The sequence below is a fragment of the Kluyvera sp. CRP genome, assembly GCF_019930565.1.
Lineage (GTDB): Bacteria > Pseudomonadota > Gammaproteobacteria > Enterobacterales > Enterobacteriaceae > Kluyvera > Kluyvera georgiana_A.
Genome location: NZ_CP082841.1, coordinates 702,016 through 724,277 on the forward strand (window position 1 = coordinate 702,016; position 22,262 = coordinate 724,277).

The window sequence follows — 22,262 nt, forward strand, 5'->3', positions numbered from 1 at the left end:
AAGGTCACAAAAATATCGGAGTCAGGTGACCGCTATCACGATTAACAAAGGGGAAAAGATGATGTTGATCACCTTAAATTTTTACCTATCGTGACCAACACCTCATTTTTACCGCCTGTTATCGCGAATCGCCGCTGCGTACCCCGCCGATGCGCGACATTTCAGTCCTCACTTTTTATGCTGAGTGTATTCGGACTCGGTCAGGCTGCGCGCAAAGCGGGCCAGACGTTGAGGGCTTAATAACAGCGGCAGAAACAGCGGGCTCCCGGCAGGCGGTGACGTCAGCCAGCGTTCCAGCGTATCGACATAGCGCAGAAGCTGGTTCTGATGTTGAATCAGCACATCAGCAGGCAGCGAATCATCGCCGTAACGATCGCGCCATAGCAGATCGACCATTGCGCTGGTCACCCGTGAGAACATCTGGCTATAGACTTCCGCGTTGCGCCAGGCGGCGAACAAAAGTTCCAGCGAATCGTCAGGGCAGGTAATACGCGGCATGATTTCGCGCAGCGTTTGTACCGCGTTGGCCGCAAGGAAACAGGCGGCCTCTTTTTCCAGACGGATGAGCTGCCGTTGCTCCTGACCTTGCGCGGGATCGTCCGCCGGTATCAGCGGTTGCCAGGCCTGGAGCCAGTTGGCACTGCGGGTATCCATATGCAGTACCTGCTGCGCCTGAGAGACACTGTCCGGCACCTGGCTCTGATAATGCAGACGTCGGCCCAGCAGGTTAGGCGTTTTACACAGCCAGTCGTAGCTGGAGTAAAACAGCGACGCGAGCCGTTGCCGGTCCTGGATGGCGCGAAAGCGCAGCTGCCGCTGCTCGGCCCAGCGATCGAAGACCGACAGCGTAGCGCCATCGGTGGTCTGGTTAGCCGCCATCAGGCCCAGCAGATTGATGCTATTCGCTGAATCCATCACCCGGCTGTCTGGCATCCATTGCCAGCTAACGCGGGAAGTAATCGCCTCCACTTCGTTGCCGGTGGCGCTGATGGCCCAGCTCAGGCGGCCGCTGATTTCGTCCGCCAGATAGCAGGGCAGCGCCGTCCAGCCGTAGCCCGTGCCGACAAGGTCGTATTCGATCCACTTTTTATGGCCTGGCAGCGCGACGATGTGAGGATGGTTGGCAAAGCCGGGATGATAGTCGATTTCGGTCGCTTTAACGGCGGCGCGGACATCATCAGGCAAAGATGAGAGTACCGTCGCCAGCTGCTGGCGCGGCCAGCTGTCATCAATGAAATCGCGCAGCACCAGCTTTTTGCCAAAGCTGCGCAGCTGGCTCCATACGCTATACAGCCCCTGCTGCCAGCCTGCCGTTTGAAAGGCGGGCGTCGTTAAGCCAAGCACTACGCCGCTTAAATGCGGCAGTGCGGGAAGCAGCGGCGAAAATATCGCGGCATAGAAATGTTGCCAGAAATCCGGCGCGCTTTTTTCATCAAAAGCCAGCTCGGGAAATTTGCGCTTAATAATGTCGTCAGAGGGAGCCGCTTCGCCCTGTAGCCAGAACGAAAGGTTATTTTCTGCCAGATAACGATCGACGCGTTTTAAATACTGCAACGCGTAATTTTGCTGATGAATAAGGTTCTCGACGTTCAGTTTCAGACTTAACGGCGAGGGTGTCGCAAGAATAGAAAGCAGTTCCTGTTGGTGCAGGATGATGCCAGTGAAACCGTGCTGTTTCGCACTTTTCACTCCCTGAATAAACCAGGGCCAGTGCCAGATAAAGGTGCTATTCAGCTCCATCAATTGATGTGGAATACGTTTCATCGTCTCACCCTGCAAATAAATATGTGCTTATCATAATCGAGGATGTCATGAAAAAATATGCGCTGGTCGGTACTGGTGGTCGTGCCGGTTTATATATTTCCGCTATTGGCGGGCAATGGCGCGAGAATGCGAAGATGGTCGCCTTTTGCGACACTAACCAAACTCGTATGAACTACGCCAATACGCTGCTGCAAAAAGAAGGAGCCGAACCGGTCTCCACCTGGAAAGCGGCGCAGTTTGAAGAGATGATCCGCGAGACTCGTCCGGATATCGTCATCGTCACCACCATGGACCGCACCCACGATGATTACATCGTCCGCGCTCTGCACGCGGGCTGTGACGTGATCACCGAAAAACCGATGACCATCGACGAGAAGCGCGCGCTGCGCATTCTGGACGCCATCGAGGAGAGCGGGCACACGGTGCGCGTGGCCTTTAACTACCGCTACGCGCCGCACCACAGTAAGGTGCGCGAACTGCTGATGCAGGGCACGATCGGCAACGTTACCTCCGTTCACTTCGAGTGGCTGCTCAACACCGAGCACGGCGCGGACTACTTCCGTCGCTGGCACCGTGAAAAACGCAACAGCGGCGGCCTGCTGGTGCACAAATCGACTCACCATTTCGACCTGATGAACTTCTGGCTGGCGAGCTACCCTGAGCGCGTTTACGCCGAGGGCAGTCTGCAGTTCTACGGCAAGGAGAACGCGGAAAAACGCGGCGTGACTCAATTCTACCCCCGCGCCCACGGCTATGCCGAAGCGAAGGACGACCCGTTCGCGCTGAATATGGCGGACAACGCCCAACTGAAGGCGCTGTATCTCGACGCCGAGCATGAAGATAACTACTTCCGTGACCAGAGCGTGTTCAGCGATGGTATTACCATCGAAGACACCATGTCGGTGCTGGTGAAGTATCAGAACCAGGTGCAGCTCACCTACTCGCTGAACGCCTACCTGCCGTGGGAAGGGCTGAACGTGGTGTTTAACGGCACCGAAGGCCGCCTGGAGATGAAAATCGTCGAGAAATCCTACGTTAACGCCGGCGGCAAGCGCGAAAACGAAGGCAGCCTGGAGCAGTGCGATATCACCGTCTTCCCGATGTTCGCCGAACCCTGGAAAGCGGAGTTCAGCCTGGGCGAAGGCGGCCACGGCGGTGGCGACAACGCCATGCTGGCGGACCTGTTCGGCGAACCGGGCAACGACCCGCTACAGCGCGCGGCAGACCATCGCGCGGGGGCGATGTCCATTCTCACCGGTATCGCGGGCAATATCTCCATGCAGCAACAGCGCCCGGTGAACTTTAAGGAGTTTGAACTGGTTTCCCGTCTGGCGAAACGCTAAAGCGCATTCCGGCGCGGCAGACAGCCGCGCCGAAGCGACTGGTCAGTATTTTGCAGTTACTCACCTGTTTCATAACACGATTTCTGCCTCTGTCCCGGAGACAATAATGAATAAAATCGCATCAGGTGTTATCGCATCACTGTTATTTTCCTGTACCTCTGCCTGGGCGCAACAGCCCGTTGAATTGCGCATGTCGTGGTGGGGAGGCAATAGCCGCCACCAGGCGACCCTCAAGGCGCTGGAAGCCTTCGAGAAAAAATATCCCGATATCAAAGTGAAAGCCGAATATACCGGCTGGGACGGGCACCTTTCGCGCCTGACCACCCAGATGGCAAGCGGCACCGAGCCGGACGTGATGCAGACCAACTGGCCGTGGCTGATCATCTTCTCCAAAAACGGTGAAGGCTATTACGACCTCAATAAGCTTAAAGACGAGCTCGATTTCAGCCAGTATCAGGCCAAAGATCTGCAATCTACCACCGTCAAAGGCAAGCTCAACGGCCTGCCGATTTCTGTCAATGCGCCGGTGTTTTACTATAACGACGTGACCTGGAAAAAGGCCGGGCTGGCGTATCCAAAAACCTGGGATGAGTTTTTTGCCGCCGGAAAGGTGTTCCAGCAGAAGCTCGGCGACAACTACTATCCCTACACCATGGTCGATCAGGATGTGATTCTGCTGCTCAACGCTTACATGATGCAGAAGCATCAGAAACCGATGTTTAACAGCGACGGCAAATTTACCTGGAACGATGCCGAGTGGAGTGAGGCATTCAGCTTCGTCAAGCGCCTGAGCGACGACCACGTGCTGCCTGCGCCAAAAAGACTCTCCTCCTACGGCAAAGGCAATCTGTATGAGATGAAGCCGTGGATAAACGGCGAATGGGGCGGTCTGTTCACGTGGAATATCACCATTCGCATGTTTGCCAACAACATGACGCCACCGGCGAAGCTGGTGCTGGGCGACTATGTGATGCAGCCAGGGACGGAAGAGTCGGGCGTCTACTTCAAAACGTCGCAGATGTTCTCAGTAGCGAAATCGACGAAGCATCCGAAAGAGGCGGCGATACTGCTAAATTTCCTGGTCAGCGATCCGCAGTCGGTGGAAGCACTAGGGCTGGAGCGCGGCATTCCGCTGAATAAAGCGGCGGAAACGCTGTTAACCGAGAAAGGAGTCATTGACCCGAACGATCCGGTGGTGGCAGGGCTACGTCAGGCGCAGTCGCTGCATACCACCGTCGTCGCTACGCCGTTTATTGAGGATTTGCAGGTGATCGACCAGTTCACGTCAGCGCGTGAAAAACTCGACATGGGCAAGCAAACGCCGGCGCAGGTCGCCGCCGACTTCCGCCAGCAGGTGGAACGGATTGTGCGGCGCGTGACCCGTTAAGCCTTAAAACATAATCCAGCCAACCAACGGGGCCACCAGCACCATCACCACCCCGGAGAGCATCATCACCAGGCTGGCCACCACGCCTTCCTGCGGGCCCAGCTCGTAGGAACGCGCGGTCCCCGCGCCGTGCGACGCTGCGCCAAAGCCCGCACCCTTCGCCATCCCTTCACGAATGGAAAGCCGTAAAAACAGCACGTCGCCAATCGCCATACCGAACACGCCGGTGACCACCACAAACAACGCCACCAGCTCCGGCTGACCGCCAAGCGATTTCGCTGCCGCCAGTGCAAACGGCGTGGTGATGGAACGCACCGCCAGGCTGCGCTGGATTTCATCCGACAGGGTAAACAGCCGCGCCAGCCACACCGAACTGGTCACCGCCACGACCGTCGCCGTGATCACCCCAGCAGAGAGCGACATCCAGTGGCGTTTGATAATGGCCAGATTGTCATACACCGGCACAGCAAAGGCGATAGTCGCCGGACCAAGCAGCCACAGCAGCCAGTGGGCTTCCCCCATATAGTTCTGGTAGGAGATATGGCCAAACACCAGCATTAACACCAGCAGCACCGGGGTGAGCACCAGCGGCATCAGCGGCAGCTTACGAAAGCGGCGGTACAGGCGCTTATTGGCAAAATAGAGTACCAGGGTAATCACCAGGCACAGGACGCTCAGCTGAAAATTATTCATTACGCATCCGCTTCAGTTCGTAGCGATACACTTTGTCGACCACCCACGCCGTTGCTCCCAGCACCATCATGGTACTCAGCGCGATAACGAGGAAAATTCGCCAGCCGTCGACCATCAGCAATTGAGCGTAATTCACCACCGCGACCACCGCCGGGACAAAGAACAGCAGCATCTCGGCCAGCAGCCAGCGTGAGCCCGCGCGAACCCATTTGAGCGGCACCACGTGGCAAACAATCAGCGCCAGCAGCAGCACCATACCGACCAGATTGGCAGGCAGCGGCAAATGCCACCAGCTCACCAGATATTCAGCGAAAACAAACAGCCCGGCGTACAGTACAACCTGCACCGGCACCTGCAGACGGTTTAACACGGAGGGCACAACGCGCCCTAAGGCCTCAGCCATGGAGGAATGTCCAGAAAAAATCACAGGCGCACAGTATAGTGAGGCCGCGATGATGACAGAAATGAATTAAACTCATCGGTAGCATAGTTTAGAGGCATAATCATGGACATAAGAACGCTGCGCTACTTTGTTGAAGTCGTTCGCCAGCAGAGCTTTACTCGAGCGGCGGAGAAACTCTACGTTACGCAACCAACAATCAGTAAGATGCTCAAAAACCTGGAAGATGAGCTGAACTGTACCCTCCTGATTCGCGACGGCCGCAAGCTGTTGATGACCGATACCGGACAAGTGGTATTTGAGCGTGGGCTGGCCATTCTTGATGAATTCCGCCAGCTGGAGGCCGAGCTGAGCGATATTAACCACCTCAACAAGGGCGTGCTGCGCCTTGGTATTCCCCCCATGGTCGGCATGCTCATGGCGGGGCCGATCGGCCTGTTCCGCCAGCGCTACCCGGGCGTCGAACTGAAAATCTCCGAATTTGGCGGCCTGACGGTGCAGCAGGCGGTGATGAACGGCGAGCTGGATCTGGCAATGACCGCGCTGCCGGTTGAAGAGGAAAGCGCGCTTACGACCCTGCCGCTGTTCAGCCACCCGCTGTGCGTGCTGGTGCCCCGCTCCGGCGAATGGCTGGAACAAACGTCGGTATCGCCGACGCAGTTAGCCGCACATCCGTTGCTGATTTATAACGAAGATTTCGCCCTCAGCCGCCAGCTGATGCAGCTGTTTGCTCGCCATGACGTTAAGCCGCGTATTGCAGTACGCAGCGGACAGTGGGACTTTCTGGCGGCGATGGTGCAGGCGGGCGTCGGCGTGGCGATTCTGCCGGAGCCGATTTGCCGCAAGCTGGATGAAAAAACGCTGCGCTGGCTACCGCTGGAAAGCGAGCTGCGCTGGCAGTTGGGGATGATTTGGCGGGAAGGGGTCTATTTGTCTCACAGCGCCCAGGCATGGCTGAAGTGCTGTGAGGGGTTTAAGCTGCCGGAGTAGAAGTTCAGGCACGTTGCGCACCCTCTCCCTTTTTAAGGGAGAGGGTTGGGGTGAGGGTTTATGCTCGGAGCCATACCCCTCACCCTAGCCCTCTCCCCATAGGGGAGAGGGAACTGGTCGGCACACGCTTTATTCGTATTACGCGTCTTCGATCAACAACGCTTCCAGCAGGTCGAGATCGTGCAGCAGTTTTTGCAGCGTCTCATTACTGATCTGTCTGGTCGCGCGCAGGTGGTACAACTCCCCGCGCTCGGAGCGCAGCGCCGCCAGGCGGAAACGCCGTTCAAGCTGCTCTTCCAGCATCGACGTTTCCACATCGTTACGCCCGTCGACGCGACGGCGCAGGTTACCAATGACGCGTGAACTGACCTCGGTCAGCAGCTGGTTATCGATATTCTCGTTGCTATCCGCCGCCAGACGCTCTTCCATTTTCTGGATGGCGACAATCGCCACATCCGCCGTCGCCGCGCGTGCCAGCCGCTCTTCATTACGCTGCTGCACGTGGTCGGTGGATTCGATATGACGCAGTAAAATCGGCAACGCCACCACGCCCACAAATAGCGAGAACAGAATCACCCCTGCGGCGAGGAACACCAGCTCATAACGCGCCGGGAAGGCTTCGCCCGTCGGCAGCAACAGCGGAATAGACAGCACACCGGCGAGGGTTATCGCACCGCGCACCCCCGCCACCGAGGAAATCAAGAGCTCGCGGGTCGTCCAGGAGCCAAATTCCATCGGTTTCTTTTTCAGGAAGCGCTGGCTGAGCTTGCGCATCGTCCATAGCCAGCCGAAGCGTACCAGCATCAGCGCCGCGTAAATCAGGATGATATCGGTAAACAGCATCCAGGTTTCGACGTTCGGGTCGGCCTCCGCCGCCACCAACGACGTCTCAAGAATCGCGGGCAATTGCAGGCCCAACAGCAAGAAGACCATGCCGTTGAACACAAACTCGAGCATCGCCCAGGTGCTGTTGGCGCGCAGGCGCATGGCCAACGGCGCGGTGCGCATCACGCCGGAACGCGTAATGGTCATCCCCGCCGCCACCGCCGCCAGGATACCGGAAACGCCGATATGTTCAGCAATCAGGTAAGAGGCAAACGGCAGCAGGAACAGCAGGACGATCTGCGTAGCCGGTTCATCGCCGCCCCAGCGGCTGAGGAAACGCATTGAGCGGCCGTACAGCCAGCTCACCACGAAGCCCGCAAGGATGCCGCCAATTGCCACCTTCAGGAACTCTACCGTCGCGCCACCAACGGTAAACACCATTGTGCCCATCGCGACCGCCACGGCAAACTTCAGCGACACCAGGCCGGAGGCGTCGTTCATCAGCGCCTCGCCCTGCAAAATGCCCATGATTTTTTTCGGAATGCGCCCTTCCCCCACAATGCCGGAAAGCGCCACGGCATCGGTTGGCGACAATACCGCCGCCAGCGCAAAAGCGGGGATCAGCGGAATGCCGGGAACAATCCAGTAGATCAGGAAGCCAATCCCGACCACCGTCACCAGCACTAACGCCAGCGCCAGGCCAAGGATCTCCCTGCCGTGCTCGATAAACTCGCGAGTCGGCGTCTTCCAGCCATCGGCAAACAGCAGCGGCGGGATGAACAGCACGAGGAAGAGTTCAGGGTCAAATTCAACGTGCAAACCGAAGGTAGGCCAGGCCAGCAGCGCACCGATGGCGATTTGCATTAAAGGTAGTGGAACCTGGAAGGGCAGTACGCGTGTAACCACCCCGGACAGCGAAACCACGAGGGTCATGATGAGTATGGTAAAGAATATTTCCATGCGTTCCCTGTTTACAGCGTTGTCTTATTATTCAAAACATGAAGCGTCGTGCTTCTTATCATACGCGTACCAGAGTAACGCAAAAGGAAACGAGACGTGGCTGAAAATGGAAAAAAAGTCCGAACCCGTCGCACTGCAGGGCAATAAACAGAAAACCCGCCATCTGGCGGGTTTTCTTATCGGCAAAACGTCAGGCTTAGATAGCCCAGCCGCCCGCATAGAAGACCACCAGCGCAACCGCGATAATGACGGTGCCGATGTTCAGCTTGCGCCATTCGCCCGAAACCACACGGCCCACAACCAGCGTCGCGAAGCCGATCATAATGCCGGTAACGATGTTACAGGTCAGCACGATCATCACGGCGGTAATCAGGCCGGACATCGCGTCAACGAAATCGTTGAAGTCGATACGCGCCACGTTGCTCAGCATCAGCAGACCCACGTACATCAGCGCCGGTGCGGTCGCGTAGCCAGGCACCAGGTAAGAAAGCGGAGACAGGAACAGGATCAGCAGGAACAGCACGCCAACGGTGATCGCCGTTAAACCGGTTTTGCCACCTGCCGCCGTACCCGCTGCGGACTCGATGTACACCGCAGCCGGCGCGGCGCCTACCACGGCAGAGAACACGCTGCTCAGGGAGTCAGTCGTCAGCGCTTTACCGCCGTTAATGATCTGCCCATCTTTATCCAGCAGGTTCGCCTGACCCGCAACCGCGCGGATAGTACCGGTCGCATCGAAGACGGCGGTCATCACCAGCGCCAGCACGCTCGGCAGAACAATTGGGTTCAGCGCGCCCATGATATCCAGGCTGCCGATCAGCGAATTGCCATTGTCATCGCTCAGCGACGGCATGGCGAATACGCCAGAGAAGTGCACGTTCGGGTCGAAAATCAGGCCGACGATAGACACGCCGATGATGGTCAGCAGAATACCGCCCGGGACCTTCAGTTTTTCAAGGCCGATGATCATCGCCAGACCCACCAGCGTCATCACCACCGGGAAGCTGTCGAACTGACCCAGCGCGACCGGCAGACCGTCCAGCGGGTTTTTCACCACCATGCCGACGCCGTTGGCGGCAATCAGCAGCAGGAACAGACCGATACCGATGCCGGTGCCGTGCGCAATACCCTGCGGCAAATTGCGCAAGATCCAGCTACGAATACCGGAAGCGGAGATGATGGTGAAGAGCACGCCCATCAGGAACACCGCGCCCAGAGCAACCGGCACGCTGATGTGCTGGCCCAGCACCAGGCTGAAGGCGGTAAAAGCAGTCAGCGAGATGGCGCAGCCAATGGCTAAAGGCAGGTTCGCCCACAACCCCATCACGATAGAACCCACACCGGCCACCAGACAGGTCGCCACGAACACGGCGGCCGGCGGGAAACCGGCTTTACCCAGCATGCCCGGTACCACGATCACCGAGTACACCATCGCCAGGAAGGTGGTCAAACCGGCGACAATCTCCTGACGAACGGAGCTACCACGAGCAGAAATTTTAAACCAGGCGTCCAATGAACCGCCGGTACGCGCTGAAGGCGTAGACATAGAAAACATCCCCTGAGAGTTTTTATCATTCGTTCGTCTGCGTGGTGGAACATCCACTGCCAGCTAAGCGTCATCTCCATGTGCTACATCGCGGCAAAGGGGAGCCACAAAAAAGCAAACGATTAACTCCGCGCAGACAAAACGAGAATCGGAATACCTCAACTGCGCGGGTGCGTGATGAGGTTGGTCTGCGGATTTTCAGCATAGGAAGCGTCCGAAAATCCGAGGCAAACGATTATCTGGCTTTTATGTCCCCTTTTTCAACAGAAGTTTGCCCTGGTTTATGAAAATTAACGATTACCGATGAAGAATTCACCAACCCATGCGCAAACGTTATCGTTTATGCGCAATCCAGCAACAATTCTATGGCAAAAATGTCGCAATCCCGGGGAGAGGATCGCGGAGGATTATTCGTCTTCCAGCAGACGCGCGCCGGTGCCCTCTTCACCCAGCTTATCGCCCGGGTTACGCAGCGGACAGTCGCGCAACGACATGCAGCCGCAGCCAATACAGCCGTCGAGCTGGTCGCGCAGCGCCTCCATGGCGTGAATGCGCTTATCCAGCTCTTCCCGCCATTGAGTCGTGAGGTGCTTCCAGTCGCGCGGCCCCAGCGTGTGGTTTTCCGGCAGCACGCTAAAGGAATCGCCGATCGTCGCCAGCGGAATACCAAGACGCTGGGCAATTTTAATGATCGCCACGTAACGCAGCACATCACGCTTATAGCGCCGCTGGTTACCGCTGTTGCGCGTGCTGTGGATCAGCCCTTTACTCTCATAAAAATGCAGCGCAGAGACCGCAACCCCCGTTCGTTTCGCTACCTCACCGGGCGTTAGCAGCGATTTTATGCGGGTCGATTTTTTTTCCATAATACGCTTTACCTCAAGTTAACTTGAGGAATTATACTCGCCGCCAGACAAGAAATCGACGCGAAAATAGACAACGGGGAGAGCCTTATGTCCCATCGGGAAATTATTCATACTCTTACTGAATGGATAGATGAACATATCGATCAACCGCTTAATATCGACATCGTGGCCAGAAAATCCGGCTACTCGAAGTGGTATCTGCAAAGAATGTTCCGCACCGTGATGCACCAGACGCTGGGCGAGTACATTCGCCAGCGGCGCCTGTTACTGGCGGCGGAAGCGCTGCGCACCACCCAGCGCCCCATCTTCGATATCGCGATGGATCTGGGTTATGTCTCTCAGCAGACCTTCTCTCGCGTATTCCGCCGCGAGTTTGACCGCACGCCGACGGACTATCGCCATCAGATCTCCGCGTAACATCGCTTCGCCGCGGCCTGTACTGAGCCGCGGCGTTGACAAAAAATCCTGCGTTTACCTCTGGTGAATAAAACAACAAACGTGATATAGTTCACACATCGAGATGAAACAAAAACACTGTTTCATTCAATTTGTGAATGCCTTCAGATAGCCTGAGCGCCTCGCGCCTCAATCAATAAGTGCTGTCAGGGCAACTTGTTGTTTATCTCTGAGGATGAAGTCTCATGGTTTCCATTACCGCAGGCGTCGCACTGTTACGCTGGCCGTTAACCAGCGCCGTACTGATGTTTCTCGCCAGTACCCTGAAAATTCAATTCCGTAAATCCGACTACGCCGGTCTCGCGGTCATCAGCGGTATGCTGGGTGTCGCAGCGGCGTGCTGGTTTGCGACCGGGTTACTGGGCATCACGATGGTGGACATCGCCACCATTTTCAACAACATCAAAGATGTGATGGTTGAAGTGATGAGCCAGGCACCGCCGGAATGGCCGGTTGCCATGTACTGATTGAGAAAAACCCCGACGCGTCGGGGTTTTTTATTGCCTGAATATCGCGGTGGCTGAGCGCATGAAAAAGCCCTGCTCCTGCAGGGTGTTTTAGCGTCGCTCGACTAAAATAAAGGGATGCGCCCTGCGGAGTGCCGCACCATGAACGCCATCCCTTTTCGCCGTTTTCTCACCGCCTGCCTGGGCGCCCTGCTGTTGACCGGCCCCGCTTTTGCCGCCGTACAACCAGAGGACTCACCCGACGCGCTTGAGGTCAATATCGAGAGCATCATGCAGCCCTGGAAGGGCGACCTGCCTGGCATGCTCGACCGCCGGGTCATTCGCGTATTGACCACCTACAGCAAGACCTTCTTTTTTATCGATAAAGGCCAGCAGCGCGGGGCCACCCACGATATCTTCGCCGAATTTGAACGCAGCCTGAATGCCCAGCTCGCCAAAGAGAAAAAGCTCAAGCAGCGCCATCTCAAGGTGCGAATTATCTTCGTTCCGGTAACCCGCGATAATCTCTTTACTGCCCTGAACGAAGGTAAAGGCGATATTGCCGCTGCCAATCTTACGATCACCGCAACGCGCCAGCAGCAGGTGGCTTTCACTGACCCGATTTACAGCGATATTCAGGAACTGCTGATCTCCGGCCCCGCGTCACCGCAGGTGAAAAACGTGGACGATATCGCCGGTAAGACGGTCTTTGTCCGTCGTTCATCCAGCTACTATGAGAGCCTTGAAGCCCTCAATGCGCGCTTTGCCAAAGCCTCTCTCCCACCCGTCGTCATCAAGCCCGCCCCCGAAGCGCTGGAAGACGAGGATCTGCTGGAAATGCTCAACGCCGGGCTGATTCCGCTGATCGTGGTCGATCGCCATAAGGCGCTGTTCTGGAAACAGGTGTTCCCGAAGATCCTGGTTCATGAAGATATTGTGCTACGCGATAACGGCAACATCGCCTGGGCGGTGCGCAAAGATAACCCGCAGTTGCTGGCGAAGCTCAACGGTTTTATTAAAGACAACCGCCAGGGCAGCACCCTGGGCAATACCCTGTTACTGCGCTATCTGAAGAGCGCGAAATACGTCAAAAATGCCGCAGCGGAGAAAGAACGGCGCAAGTTTTTGAAGATGGTCGAGATTTTTCGCAAATACGGCGACCGTTATGACGTCGACTGGCTGCTGATGGCGGCACAGGGTTATCAGGAGTCGCGGCTGAACCAGTCAGTGCGCAGTCACGTTGGCGCAATTGGTGTCATGCAGGTGATGCCGAGCACCGGCAAAGAATTGAAGGTGGGCGATATTAAGCAACTGGATCCGAATATCCACGCCGGGGTGAAGTATATGCGCTGGATGATCGACCGCTACTACGGTGACGAACCGATGACGCAGCTGGATAAGGCACTGTTTTCTTTCGCCTCTTATAATGCTGGCCCGGCACGGATTGCGCGTCTGCGTACGGAAACGAAAAAGCGCGGTTTTGACCCCAACATCTGGTTTGGTAACGTGGAAAACCTCGCCGCCGAGAAGATTGGAGCCGAAACGGTCACCTACGTGAGCAACATCTATAAGTATTACATCGCCTATCGGCTGATTCTCGATGAGATGAACCGGAAGCGGGCAGCGACGGGGAAACCGCCGATTTTGCCCGCCTCCGATAAAAACAACGGCTAGCCCCGGTTACGGTATTTGTTTGACCCGTACCCCCTGCAAACGTCGCAGGGTAATGGTGCTGGCCCCCTGATAAGCGTCCTGAATATGCGCCGTGATCAGCGCGACCGCGCGCGCTTCATCACGCTGTTCAATGGCTTCCAGCAGCTCCGCGTGCTCTTTGTAGGTCTGGTTAACACGGGTTTCATATTCAAAATCGAGCCGCCGCATAATGCGAATGCGGTTGGTGATATTGGTCAGAATCGCCGTCAACTCCCGATTACCCGCCGCCTCGGTTAGCGCAAGGTGAAACTGTTCGTCCAGCGCGGCAATATCATCGCAAGCCAGCCTCTCCTGCGGCGCAACCAGCCAGACAGCGTTCAGCCCGGTCAGTACCTCCCGGTTCACCTTCGCTGACGTCGAACTGCACAGACTGCGCACCGAATTCACTTCAATCAGCGCGCGCGTCTCGTACAGGTCTTCATAGACATCGAAATCAATGGGAAAAACTTCCCACCCGTTACGCAGGCAGCGTCTGACCAGCCCCTCGTTTTGCAGCAATAGCAGCGCTTCGCGAACCGGCGTGCGGGAGCACCCAAGGCGGCGGGCAATGTCCACCTCCGTGAAACGATCGCCTGGCAGCAGGACGAACTGATAAATCTCCTGCCGCAGCTGCAGAAATACCCGTTCCGAATGCGCAAGAAGCGGCGTGGGTTCCGATGTCGTGAACGTCATAAAGAGCTCCGCGATTAACTGTGCTGACGAATAAAGCGCGCACGCCAGGGTTTCAGCACCCACAGTGCCAACCCCGCCGTGATGAAATCAAGGGTAATCGCGCAACCAAAGACCACGTGCCACCCTTGAGTGTGCTGATACAGCAGCGCTGCCAGCGGCCCGCCGAAAATCGAGCCAATCCCCTGCGAGATATACAGCCAGCCGTAGTTCGAGGCGGCATGCTCGCTGCCGAACGTGTCGGTCAGCGTGGAGGGGAACAGCGAGAAAATTTCACCCCAGCCGAAGAACACCACCCCGGAGAGCAGCACAAACAGCAGCGGATCTTCCCGGCAGGCCAGCCATAGCGTCATCGCCACCCCTTCAAGGGCGAAGGCGATAAACATGGTCTTTTCACGACCATAGCGGTCGGAAATAAAACCGAACAGCGGGCGGGTCAGACCGTTGGTAAAGCGGTCGATGGTTAACGCCAGCGGCAGCGCGGCCATGCCGAATACCACCGCTTTACTGATGCCGAAATCCTCAGCAAAGATGGCCATTTGCGAGGTCACCATGAGCCCGGAAGTGGACATCATCGCCATCATGGCAAACATCAGCCAGAACAGCGGCTGGCGTAACATTTCGCGAGAGGTGAACTGACGCGTTCCCTGCACGATTTTCCGGCTGATGGGCTGCACGGTCGAGTTAGGCGGCAGACTCAGCCCCTGACTGGCCAGCAGACCGACAATCGCGAAAACGATGCCGAACACGGTCATGGTCTGCTCCAGGCCATAGTTGCCCAGCGAAATCGAGATCGGGAAGGTGGTCAAAATCGCCCCCATGCCGTAGCCTGCCGCCACCGCGCCGGCGGCAAAGCCCCGGTTTTGCGGGAACCACTTCACCATCAGCCCCACCACACCGATATACACAATCCCGGTGCCCAAACCACCGATACAGCCGTAGACCAGATACAGCGCCATCAGGCCGTTAATGTGCGCGGAGAGCACCCAGCTCATCCCGGCCATTACCGTGCCAATCGAGATCAGCAATCGGGGGCCAAACCGTTCAACCAGACGCCCCTGGAAAGGAGAAAAGAAGGTTTGCAGAATAATCAGCAGCGAAAAGGTCACCTGCAGTTCCGGCAGGCCAACGCCCAGCTTTTCGGTCAGCGGTTTAGTCAGCAGCGTCCACACATACTGCGGGCTGGAGATAGAGGCCATACAGATAAGCCCCAACACCAGCTGCGCCCATTTGCCAAATTTTGGTGCCACCAAAGGTTCTCTGAGAACGGTCATTTTACGCTCCAATAGACGAAAAAATGTCGCCAGAAAGCGGGCGCGTTTTACGCGCCGCGTCATTCCAGGAATGTTTCAGTTGGAAAATGCTGGGTTACCAGCGGGCGACGCCACCGTCGCTACGCGGGTCGCTTCCGCCTTCCAGCATGCCGTTGCCATGCCGGAGGATTGCCCCGGCATGGCCCATGAGGTCGTCGTAAGGGGGGTAAATCTCGACGTCATGGCCGTACTGTTTGAGGGTGTCGGTAGTCGCCGCTCTCAGGCGGCTTTCAATCTTCAGCGTGTCGCTGCTCTCGCCCCAGGTGCGCCCTAAGAGCCAGCGCGGAGCGGCGATAGCCGCCTGAGGCGTCATGTTCTGATGGAGAATGCGGTCAAAGACTGCCGCCAGGGTTTGCGGCTGGCCGTCGCCGCCCATGCTGCCGTACACCAGCGCATCGCCGTTGGCCAGCCTCGCTAAACCAGGGTTGAGGGTATGGAACGGCAGGCGCCCCGGTTGAAGCGGGTTGGTGGCGCTCGGGTCCAGCGAAAAACTGCTGCCGCGGTTTTGCCAGATGATGCCGCTATCGGCGAGGATCACCGCGCTGCCGAACTCGTGATAGATGCTCTGAATAAAGCTGACCGCGGTGCCAGAGCCGTCGATAACGCCCATCCAGATGGTATCCGCCGGCCCGCGCCCTTTGCCCCAGACCTGCGCCCGGTCGGGCACAATCTGCGCGCTAAGCTGAGCAATATTGTCTGCCGTCAGCAGCGACTGTGGGTCAAGCGTCATGTGGGCCGGGTCAGTGATATGGCGATCGCGTAGAGTGAACGCCAGCTTGGTTGCTTCGACACAGTGGTGAACAAAATCGGTTTCGTCGGCAATTGCGCCTTTTTTACGCTGCTGCTCAATAATGCCGGTAATCAGCAACGAAACCAGCCCCTGCGACGGCGGCGGGAGGTTGTAAACCGTTCCAATCTCCGTTTCCAGCGCCAGCGGCTTCACCCGCGCCGCGCGATAAGCATCAAGATCGCTAAACCGCAGCAAGCTCCCGGCGGATTCCAGTTCGCTGGCGATCAGGCGGGCGGTCTCACCATGATAAAAATCCCCAAGCCCATGGGTTGCCAGGCGTTCCAGCGTATTGGCAAGCGCGGGCTGAAACAGTAAATCGTCAGGGGTGAGCGCCTGGCCTTCCGGCGCAAACAAGCCGCAAAATCCGGGATACTGGCCGAGCTGCGGCAACCGCGCGGTAATTTGTTTATGCAGCCCGGAGGTGACCGGCACTCCCTCGCGCGCATAGTGAATAGCATCGTGCAGCAGACGCGGTAACGGCAGCGGCGCATTATCCGTATGTTCTCCCGCCCACTCCAGCGCGCGCTCCCAGCCTCCAATCGTGCCCGCGACGGTATTGGCCGCCAGCGGGCCGCGCACAGGAACCTGCGTGTAGCCCGCCTGGCGATAAAAATCGATATTTGCTTTTTCCGCCGCAAAGCCACATGCCTGAATCGCCACTGGCTCCTCGCCGGGCCGGGAAATTAACCAGAATCCATCGCCGCCGATGCCGTTCATATGTGGGTAAACCACCGCGATGGTCGCCGCCGCAGCCACCATCGCCTCAACCGCATTGCCGCCGTCACGCAAAACAGCGACCGCGCTTTCGGCGGCCAGCGAGTGCGGCGCAACGGCCATGCCCTGCATACATTTAGCTGATTGGATTTGAGTCATCGTCTGCACCTTGCCTACATGTGTGTATACACGGATGTAGGCACAAAGCGTGCCAATTGTTATTTTTGTTAATTATCTTATGGTTATGTGAATAACATTCAAAAAGCAGAGATTAACGCGGGGCAATTCGCGCACCGAAGCGGTGCTGATGTGGGCTGTTGGTGCGCATTAAAAAAGCAAAAACCCCGCCGAGGCAGGGTTTGAGAGTGCTGATGAGCGCCGTCGAAACGGCGGCAAATCAGAACGGGATATCGTCGTCGAAATCCATCGGCGGTTCGTTAGACGGTGCCGGAGCGGACTGCTGCTGCGGGCGAGACTGCGCGCCGCCGCTGAACTGATTGCCACCCTGCGGCTGCTGAGGTTGACCCCAACCGCCCTGCTGCTGGCCGCCGCCCATGTTGCCACCGGCCGGTGCGCCGCCGCCCTGACGGCCACCCAACATCTGCATGGTGCCGCCCACGTTCACAACCACTTCCGTGGTGTATTTTTCAACGCCGGACTGATCGGTCCATTTACGGGTACGCAGCTGACCTTCGATATAAACCTGAGAGCCTTTACGCAGGTATTCACCCGCCACTTCCGCCAGTTTGCCAAACAGCACAACGCGGTGCCATTCGGTCTGCTCTTTCATTTCACCGGTCGCTTTATCACGCCAGGATTCGGAAGTAGCCAGCGTAATGTTGGCGACTGCGCCACCATTCGGCATGTAGCGCACTTCCGGGTCCTGGCCCAGATTACCGACGAGAATCACCTTGTTGACGCCTCTGCTGGCCATGATTGTCTCTCCTGAATACGATTCTTGATTAAGTGTAAACGCGCGAGTGTACCATTTCCAGACGGTATTTTGGTAGCTGCGAGGCGTATTCCAGTAAACATCTTACCGCTATGCAAATTTTCATCGGCATCCTGAATCGGCGTCCCTATACTGTATATTCATTCAGGTTAAGTTGTGTCATAATTAGCCGTTTCTGCCGTTTGTCCTTCAAACAAACCAGGCAAGCCGTGTATCTTCTACCGGGAAAGGTGAATGGATAAGATCGAAGTTCGGGGCGCCCGCACCCATAATCTCAAAAACATCAACCTCGTCATCCCTCGCGACAAACTGATCGTCGTGACCGGGCTGTCCGGGTCTGGCAAATCCTCACTGGCATTCGACACCCTCTACGCCGAGGGACAGCGCCGCTACGTAGAATCACTTTCTGCCTACGCGCGCCAGTTCCTGTCGTTGATGGAAAAGCCGGACGTCGATCATATTGAAGGGCTGTCGCCGGCGATTTCTATTGAGCAGAAGTCGACCTCGCACAACCCGCGTTCAACGGTAGGCACCATCACCGAAATTCACGACTACCTGCGCCTGCTGTATGCGCGCGTCGGCGAGCCGCGCTGCCCGGATCACGACGTGCCGCTGGCAGCGCAAACCGTCAGCCAGATGGTGGATAACGTGCTGTCGCAGCCGGAAGGCAAACGCCTGATGCTGCTGGCCCCGATCATTAAAGAGCGTAAGGGCGAGCACACCAAAACCCTGGAGAACCTGGCAAGCCAGGGCTATATCCGCGCGCGTATCGACGGCGAGGTTTGCGACCTCTCCGATCCGCCGAAGCTCGAGCTGCAAAAGAAACACACCATTGAAGTGGTGATTGACCGCTTCAAGGTACGCGACGATCTCGCCCAGCGCCTGGCGGAGTCTTTTGAAACCGCGCTGGAGCTTTCCGGCGGTACGGCGGTGGTCGCCGATATGGACGACCCGAAAGCGGAAGAGCTGCTGTTCTCCGCCAACTTCGCCTGCCCGATTTGCGGCTACAGCATGCGCGAGCTGGAACCACGCCTGTTCTCCTTCAACAACCCGGCGGGCGCCTGCCCGACCTGTGACGGTCTGGGCGTACAACAGTACTTCGACCCGGACCGCGTCATCCAGAACCCGGAGCTGTCGCTGGCCGGCGGCGCGATTCGCGGCTGGGATCGTCGTAACTTCTACTACTTCCAGATGCTGAAATCGCTGGCCGACCACTACGAATTCGACGTGGAAGCGCCGTGGCAAAGCCTGAGCGCCACCGCGCAGAAAGCCATTCTCTACGGTTCCGGCAAAGAGTCGATTGAGTTCAAATACATCAACGATCGCGGCGATACTTCCGTGCGCCGCCATCCGTTCGAAGGCGTGCTGCACAACATGGAGCGCCGCTATAAAGAGACGGAATCCAGCGCGGTGCGCGAAGAGCTGGCAAAATTCATCAGCAACCGTCCGTGCGCCAGCTGTAACGGGACCCGTCTGCGTCGCGAAGCGCGCCACGTCTACGTAGAAAACACGCCGCTGCCGACCATCTCCGACATGAGCATCGGCCATGCGATGGACTTCTTCAATAACCTGAAGCTCTCCGGCCAGCGGGCGAAAATCGCTGAAAAAGTGCTGAAAGAGATTGGCGATCGCCTGAAGTTCCTCGTGAACGTTGGCCTTAACTACCTGACGCTCTCCCGTTCCGCAGAAACCCTCTCCGGCGGTGAAGCCCAGCGTATCCGTCTGGCGAGCCAGATTGGCGCGGGGCTGGTCGGCGTGATGTACGTGCTTGATGAGCCGTCCATCGGCCTGCACCAGCGCGATAACGAACGCCTGCTTGGCACTCTGATTCACCTGCGTAACCTCGGTAACACGGTGATCGTGGTCGAACACGATGAAGACGCGATTCGCGCCGCCGACCACGTCATCGACATTGGCCCAGGCGCCGGTGTCCACGGCGGTCAGGTGGTGGCCGAAGGCACGCTCGACGACATTATGGCGGTGCCAGAGTCGTTGACCGGCCAGTTCATGAGCGGCAAACGCAAAATCGAAGTGCCGAAGCAACGCGTTCCGGCTAATCCGGAAAAAGTGCTGAAGCTGACGGGGGCATCAGGCAACAACCTGAAAGACGTGACCCTGACGCTGCCGGTGGGTCTGTTTACCTGCATCACCGGCGTCTCCGGTTCCGGTAAATCAACGCTGATTAACGATACGCTGTTCCCGATTGCCCAGACGCAGCTAAATGGCGCGACTATCGCTGAACCCGCGCCGTACCGCGACGTCCAGGGGCTTGAGCATTTCGATAAGGTCATCGACATCGACCAGAGCCCGATTGGCCGCACGCCGCGTTCCAACCCGGCCACCTACACCGGTGTGTTTACGCCGGTACGTGAACTGTTTGCCGGCGTGCCGGAATCCCGTTCGCGCGGCTATACGCCGGGCCGTTTCAGCTTTAACGTGCGCGGCGGGCGCTGCGAAGCCTGTCAGGGCGATGGCGTGATCAAAGTGGAAATGCACTTCCTGCCGGATATCTACGTGCCGTGCGACCAGTGCAAAGGCAAACGCTATAACCGCGAAACGCTGGAGATTAAGTACAAGGGCAAGACCATCCACGAAGTGCTGGATATGACCATTGAAGAGGCGCGTGAGTTCTTCGATGCCGTGCCGGCGCTGGCGCGTAAGCTGCAAACCCTGATGGACGTGGGCCTGACCTACATTCGTCTCGGCCAGTCGGCAACCACCCTCTCCGGCGGTGAGGCCCAGCGCGTGAAGCTGGCGCGCGAGCTATCAAAACGTGGTACCGGTCAGACGCTCTATATTCTCGACGAGCCGACCACCGGCCTGCACTTTGCCGACATCCAGCAGCTGCTGGAAGTGCTGCATCAGCTGCGCGACCAGGGCAACACTATCGTGGTGATTGAACACAACCTGGACGTCATTAAGACCGCGGACTGGATTGTCGATCTCGGTCCGGAAGGCGGCAGCGGCGGCGGTGAAATCCTCGTTTCCGGTACGCCGGAGACGGTGGCGAACTGCGAAGCCTCACATACTGCGCGCTTCCTGAAACCGCTGTTGCAGTAATTACGAGTACATCTGCTGCCGGACGGCTTCCGGCAGCAGATCCACCGCCAGCTGATAGGACGCGTCCACCAGATAGTAAATTTGCGAATTCGGCAACGAGCCGTCGAGATACACGGTGCTCCAGTGCGCTTTGTTGAGATGACGACTTGGGCGCACGTCTTTATGCTGCTGGCGCAGCAGTTCTGCCAGTTCGGGGCTGGTTTTCAGCGCCACCGCCGGGCGGTCTTCCACATCCTTTACCATTGCAAAAAGCACATCAGCGACTTTAATCTGCGTCGCTTTCCAGTCACTGTGCACGCTCTGTTCCGCGCCACGTTTAGCCATGCAGTACAGCAGAAGATCCGAACTGGTCATTGTTATACCCCTTAGTCTCGCAAGCCACCTTGTGCAGAAAAGCATCATCTCAGTGTGCAACAAGACGCCGAAAGGATAAACCTCTCAGCGCCTGATTTTGACTAAAAAAGCATCATTTATTGGTGCGAATGGTAGGCCGTTAGTACTCGGAGTTAACGATCACTTCTTCGTTAAACGCACCGGCCTGCGGTAGCGGGCGGTATGTCGAGTTAGACGCGCGCAGGACGCGGATACCACGGGCGCCTACTTCACGCGCGGCGGTGATGTCGTTATCGGAATCACCGTAGAACACCCTGATATTCTTCTCTTTTAGCCACTGGGTCTTGGTGTTCTGGCCCGGTTGGTCGCCGGCAAAAATCACCGGATTCATGTTAACGCCCGGGATCAGGAAATCATCCTGCAGCGTTTTCGACACGGTTTCGGTTTTAGTCTGGCTGCGACCGGTCACGAAGTAAATGCTGTCGCCGCGCTTAACGTGCATGGCAATCAGCGAACGAGCGACCTCTTTCGGGATGCTGAATGCATCCCAGCCGTTGTTCATTTTTTCCCAGAACTCTGGGTTTTTCAGGTAGTCCTGGCTGTCCGGGGAGTAGGTTCTTTGCCCGCGCCAGAAGCCAGGGCTTGAGAACAGCACGGTGTCATCGATATCAAAACCGACCGCCATCGGCGGATGGCCCATCAGGCTGTTTTCAATCTGCGCCACGGAGACCCAGTGAATCGGCGCCTGTTCGGCCAGCTTCGCAACATCGGTTCCGGGGTAAAGTGGAGAAGGCGACGACGCATGGGCCGTCACCGTAGAATTCAGTGCAAATAACAAGCAGACGGCACTGAGAGCTTGCGTGATCTTGCGCATATTTTCCCTTAATTCGTCGAGTCGTTATTGTAATAAAGTGGGCGGTACTTCAAAGAAAGCCACTGGCGACCTTACCGTCTGAGGGGTACAAATGAAAGGGATTTCTAAGATTAATCCTGAAAAAACCAGGGGGATCACACTTTGCGTTGAAGAGTGACTCTGGCCCGG

The 22,262-nt window shown here is 57.2% G+C and carries 19 protein-coding genes; 7 read left to right on the top strand and 12 right to left on the bottom strand.

The genetic code is table 11. The features are described 5' to 3' along the window. Positions 1–168 precede the first annotated feature (168 nt). The gene (locus tag K7B04_RS03215) at positions 169–1,764 is read right to left on the bottom strand and encodes a hypothetical protein (RefSeq protein ID WP_223803478.1); all 1,596 of its coding nucleotides are present in this window, start codon (positions 1,762–1,764) and stop codon (positions 169–171) included. 47 nt (positions 1,765–1,811) lie between these two features. On the opposite strand from K7B04_RS03215, the gene K7B04_RS03220 reads away from it, so the two are divergent. Next, on the top strand, positions 1,812–3,107 hold the full coding sequence (locus K7B04_RS03220) for a Gfo/Idh/MocA family oxidoreductase (protein WP_167577107.1): 1,296 nt from the start codon (positions 1,812–1,814) through the stop codon (positions 3,105–3,107). Positions 3,108–3,213: 106 nt separating this feature from the next. After that, positions 3,214–4,494: an ABC transporter substrate-binding protein gene (locus tag K7B04_RS03225; RefSeq protein ID WP_167577108.1), complete on the top strand. Its 1,281-nt coding sequence runs from the start codon at positions 3,214–3,216 to the stop codon at positions 4,492–4,494. A 3-nt stretch (positions 4,495–4,497) separates the two neighbouring features. Here K7B04_RS03225 and K7B04_RS03230 read toward each other — a convergent pair whose 3' ends face one another. Next, on the bottom strand, positions 4,498–5,187 hold the full coding sequence (locus tag K7B04_RS03230; protein WP_065356578.1) for an LrgB family protein: 690 nt from the start codon (positions 5,185–5,187) through the stop codon (positions 4,498–4,500). Continuing rightward, positions 5,180–5,590, bottom strand: coding sequence for a CidA/LrgA family protein (locus K7B04_RS03235; RefSeq protein ID WP_163447530.1), 411 nt, complete (start codon positions 5,588–5,590; stop codon positions 5,180–5,182). The genes K7B04_RS03230 and K7B04_RS03235 overlap by 8 nt, the downstream gene beginning before the upstream one ends. 102 nt (positions 5,591–5,692) lie before the next feature. On the opposite strand from K7B04_RS03235, the gene K7B04_RS03240 reads away from it, so the two are divergent. Beyond that, positions 5,693–6,577: a LysR family transcriptional regulator gene (locus K7B04_RS03240; RefSeq protein ID WP_064546692.1), complete on the top strand. Its 885-nt coding sequence runs from the start codon at positions 5,693–5,695 to the stop codon at positions 6,575–6,577. Between the two features lie 138 nt (positions 6,578–6,715). On the opposite strand, the gene K7B04_RS03245 is transcribed toward K7B04_RS03240, so the two are convergent. The 3 genes from K7B04_RS03245 to soxR all read right to left on the bottom strand — a co-directional run bounded on the left by K7B04_RS03245 (position 6,716) and on the right by soxR (position 10,774). Next, a complete protein-coding gene (locus K7B04_RS03245) occupies positions 6,716–8,362 on the bottom strand; it encodes a Na+/H+ antiporter (protein ID WP_064546690.1) in 1,647 nt (548 codons plus the stop codon). 196 nt (positions 8,363–8,558) lie between these two features. Next, positions 8,559–9,908 carry an NCS2 family permease gene (locus tag K7B04_RS03250; protein ID WP_065357798.1) on the bottom strand — a complete coding sequence of 450 codons (1,350 nt, stop codon included), beginning with the start codon at positions 9,906–9,908 and terminating at the stop codon, positions 8,559–8,561. A 407-nt stretch (positions 9,909–10,315) separates the two neighbouring features. Beyond that, on the bottom strand, positions 10,316–10,774 hold the full coding sequence (soxR, locus tag K7B04_RS03255; RefSeq protein WP_064546686.1) for a redox-sensitive transcriptional activator SoxR: 459 nt from the start codon (positions 10,772–10,774) through the stop codon (positions 10,316–10,318). A gap of 87 nt (positions 10,775–10,861) precedes the next feature. On the opposite strand from soxR, the gene soxS reads away from it, so the two are divergent. The 3 genes from soxS to K7B04_RS03270 all read left to right on the top strand — a co-directional run bounded on the left by soxS (position 10,862) and on the right by K7B04_RS03270 (position 13,350). Beyond that, positions 10,862–11,191 carry a superoxide response transcriptional regulator SoxS gene (gene soxS, locus K7B04_RS03260; RefSeq protein ID WP_064546684.1) on the top strand — a complete coding sequence of 110 codons (330 nt, stop codon included), beginning with the start codon at positions 10,862–10,864 and terminating at the stop codon, positions 11,189–11,191. Between the two features lie 224 nt (positions 11,192–11,415). Then, positions 11,416–11,697: a YjcB family protein gene (locus tag K7B04_RS03265; protein WP_064546682.1), complete on the top strand. Its 282-nt coding sequence runs from the start codon at positions 11,416–11,418 to the stop codon at positions 11,695–11,697. Positions 11,698–11,838: 141 nt separating this feature from the next. Then, positions 11,839–13,350, top strand: a complete 1,512-nt coding sequence (locus K7B04_RS03270) for a lytic transglycosylase F (RefSeq protein WP_223803479.1) — start codon at positions 11,839–11,841, stop codon at positions 13,348–13,350. Between the two features lie 6 nt (positions 13,351–13,356). Here the strand turns inward: K7B04_RS03270 and K7B04_RS03275 are convergent, their stop codons facing one another. The 4 genes from K7B04_RS03275 to ssb1 all read right to left on the bottom strand — a co-directional run bounded on the left by K7B04_RS03275 (position 13,357) and on the right by ssb1 (position 17,809). Further along, on the bottom strand, positions 13,357–14,061 hold the full coding sequence (locus tag K7B04_RS03275) for a GntR family transcriptional regulator (protein ID WP_223803480.1): 705 nt from the start codon (positions 14,059–14,061) through the stop codon (positions 13,357–13,359). Positions 14,062–14,075: 14 nt separating this feature from the next. After that, entirely contained in the window at positions 14,076–15,332 is a 1,257-nt protein-coding gene (oxlT, locus tag K7B04_RS03280) for an oxalate/formate MFS antiporter (RefSeq protein WP_163447533.1), read from the bottom strand. 94 nt (positions 15,333–15,426) lie between these two features. Further along, entirely contained in the window at positions 15,427–17,034 is a 1,608-nt protein-coding gene (locus tag K7B04_RS03285; protein WP_223803481.1) for a gamma-glutamyltransferase family protein, read from the bottom strand. Positions 17,035–17,272: 238 nt separating this feature from the next. Then, a complete protein-coding gene (gene ssb1 / locus K7B04_RS03290) occupies positions 17,273–17,809 on the bottom strand; it encodes a single-stranded DNA-binding protein SSB1 (RefSeq protein ID WP_064546676.1) in 537 nt (178 codons plus the stop codon). 252 nt (positions 17,810–18,061) lie between these two features. Between ssb1 and uvrA the strand changes: the two genes are divergently transcribed. Continuing rightward, positions 18,062–20,887 carry an excinuclease ABC subunit UvrA gene (gene uvrA, locus K7B04_RS03295; protein WP_163447534.1) on the top strand — a complete coding sequence of 942 codons (2,826 nt, stop codon included), beginning with the start codon at positions 18,062–18,064 and terminating at the stop codon, positions 20,885–20,887. On the opposite strand, the gene K7B04_RS03300 is transcribed toward uvrA, so the two are convergent. Together K7B04_RS03300 and aphA are read right to left on the bottom strand one after the other, a co-directional pair. After that, positions 20,888–21,241 carry an MmcQ/YjbR family DNA-binding protein gene (locus tag K7B04_RS03300; protein WP_065357794.1) on the bottom strand — a complete coding sequence of 118 codons (354 nt, stop codon included), beginning with the start codon at positions 21,239–21,241 and terminating at the stop codon, positions 20,888–20,890. Positions 21,242–21,380: 139 nt separating this feature from the next. Beyond that, positions 21,381–22,094, bottom strand: a complete 714-nt coding sequence (aphA, locus tag K7B04_RS03305; protein WP_064546671.1) for an acid phosphatase AphA — start codon at positions 22,092–22,094, stop codon at positions 21,381–21,383. Positions 22,095–22,262 lie beyond the last annotated feature (168 nt).

Coding starts and splice junctions, on each gene's coding strand:
- K7B04_RS03300 (WP_065357794.1), bottom strand. CDS start 21,241: ATGACCAGTTCGGATCTTCTGCTGTACTGCATGGCTAAACGTGGCGCG.
- oxlT (WP_163447533.1), bottom strand. CDS start 15,332: ATGACCGTTCTCAGAGAACCTTTGGTGGCACCAAAATTTGGCAAATGG.
- ssb1 (WP_064546676.1), bottom strand. CDS start 17,809: ATGGCCAGCAGAGGCGTCAACAAGGTGATTCTCGTCGGTAATCTGGGC.
- K7B04_RS03220 (WP_167577107.1), top strand. CDS start 1,812: ATGAAAAAATATGCGCTGGTCGGTACTGGTGGTCGTGCCGGTTTATAT.
- K7B04_RS03230 (WP_065356578.1), bottom strand. CDS start 5,187: ATGAATAATTTTCAGCTGAGCGTCCTGTGCCTGGTGATTACCCTGGTA.
- K7B04_RS03265 (WP_064546682.1), top strand. CDS start 11,416: ATGGTTTCCATTACCGCAGGCGTCGCACTGTTACGCTGGCCGTTAACC.
- soxS (WP_064546684.1), top strand. CDS start 10,862: ATGTCCCATCGGGAAATTATTCATACTCTTACTGAATGGATAGATGAA.
- K7B04_RS03270 (WP_223803479.1), top strand. CDS start 11,839: ATGAACGCCATCCCTTTTCGCCGTTTTCTCACCGCCTGCCTGGGCGCC.
- K7B04_RS03245 (WP_064546690.1), bottom strand. CDS start 8,362: ATGGAAATATTCTTTACCATACTCATCATGACCCTCGTGGTTTCGCTG.
- soxR (WP_064546686.1), bottom strand. CDS start 10,774: ATGGAAAAAAAATCGACCCGCATAAAATCGCTGCTAACGCCCGGTGAG.
- uvrA (WP_163447534.1), top strand. CDS start 18,062: ATGGATAAGATCGAAGTTCGGGGCGCCCGCACCCATAATCTCAAAAAC.
- aphA (WP_064546671.1), bottom strand. CDS start 22,094: ATGCGCAAGATCACGCAAGCTCTCAGTGCCGTCTGCTTGTTATTTGCA.
- K7B04_RS03235 (WP_163447530.1), bottom strand. CDS start 5,590: ATGGCTGAGGCCTTAGGGCGCGTTGTGCCCTCCGTGTTAAACCGTCTG.
- K7B04_RS03250 (WP_065357798.1), bottom strand. CDS start 9,908: ATGTCTACGCCTTCAGCGCGTACCGGCGGTTCATTGGACGCCTGGTTT.
- K7B04_RS03275 (WP_223803480.1), bottom strand. CDS start 14,061: ATGACGTTCACGACATCGGAACCCACGCCGCTTCTTGCGCATTCGGAA.
- K7B04_RS03225 (WP_167577108.1), top strand. CDS start 3,214: ATGAATAAAATCGCATCAGGTGTTATCGCATCACTGTTATTTTCCTGT.
- K7B04_RS03215 (WP_223803478.1), bottom strand. CDS start 1,764: ATGAAACGTATTCCACATCAATTGATGGAGCTGAATAGCACCTTTATC.
- K7B04_RS03240 (WP_064546692.1), top strand. CDS start 5,693: ATGGACATAAGAACGCTGCGCTACTTTGTTGAAGTCGTTCGCCAGCAG.
- K7B04_RS03285 (WP_223803481.1), bottom strand. CDS start 17,034: ATGACTCAAATCCAATCAGCTAAATGTATGCAGGGCATGGCCGTTGCG.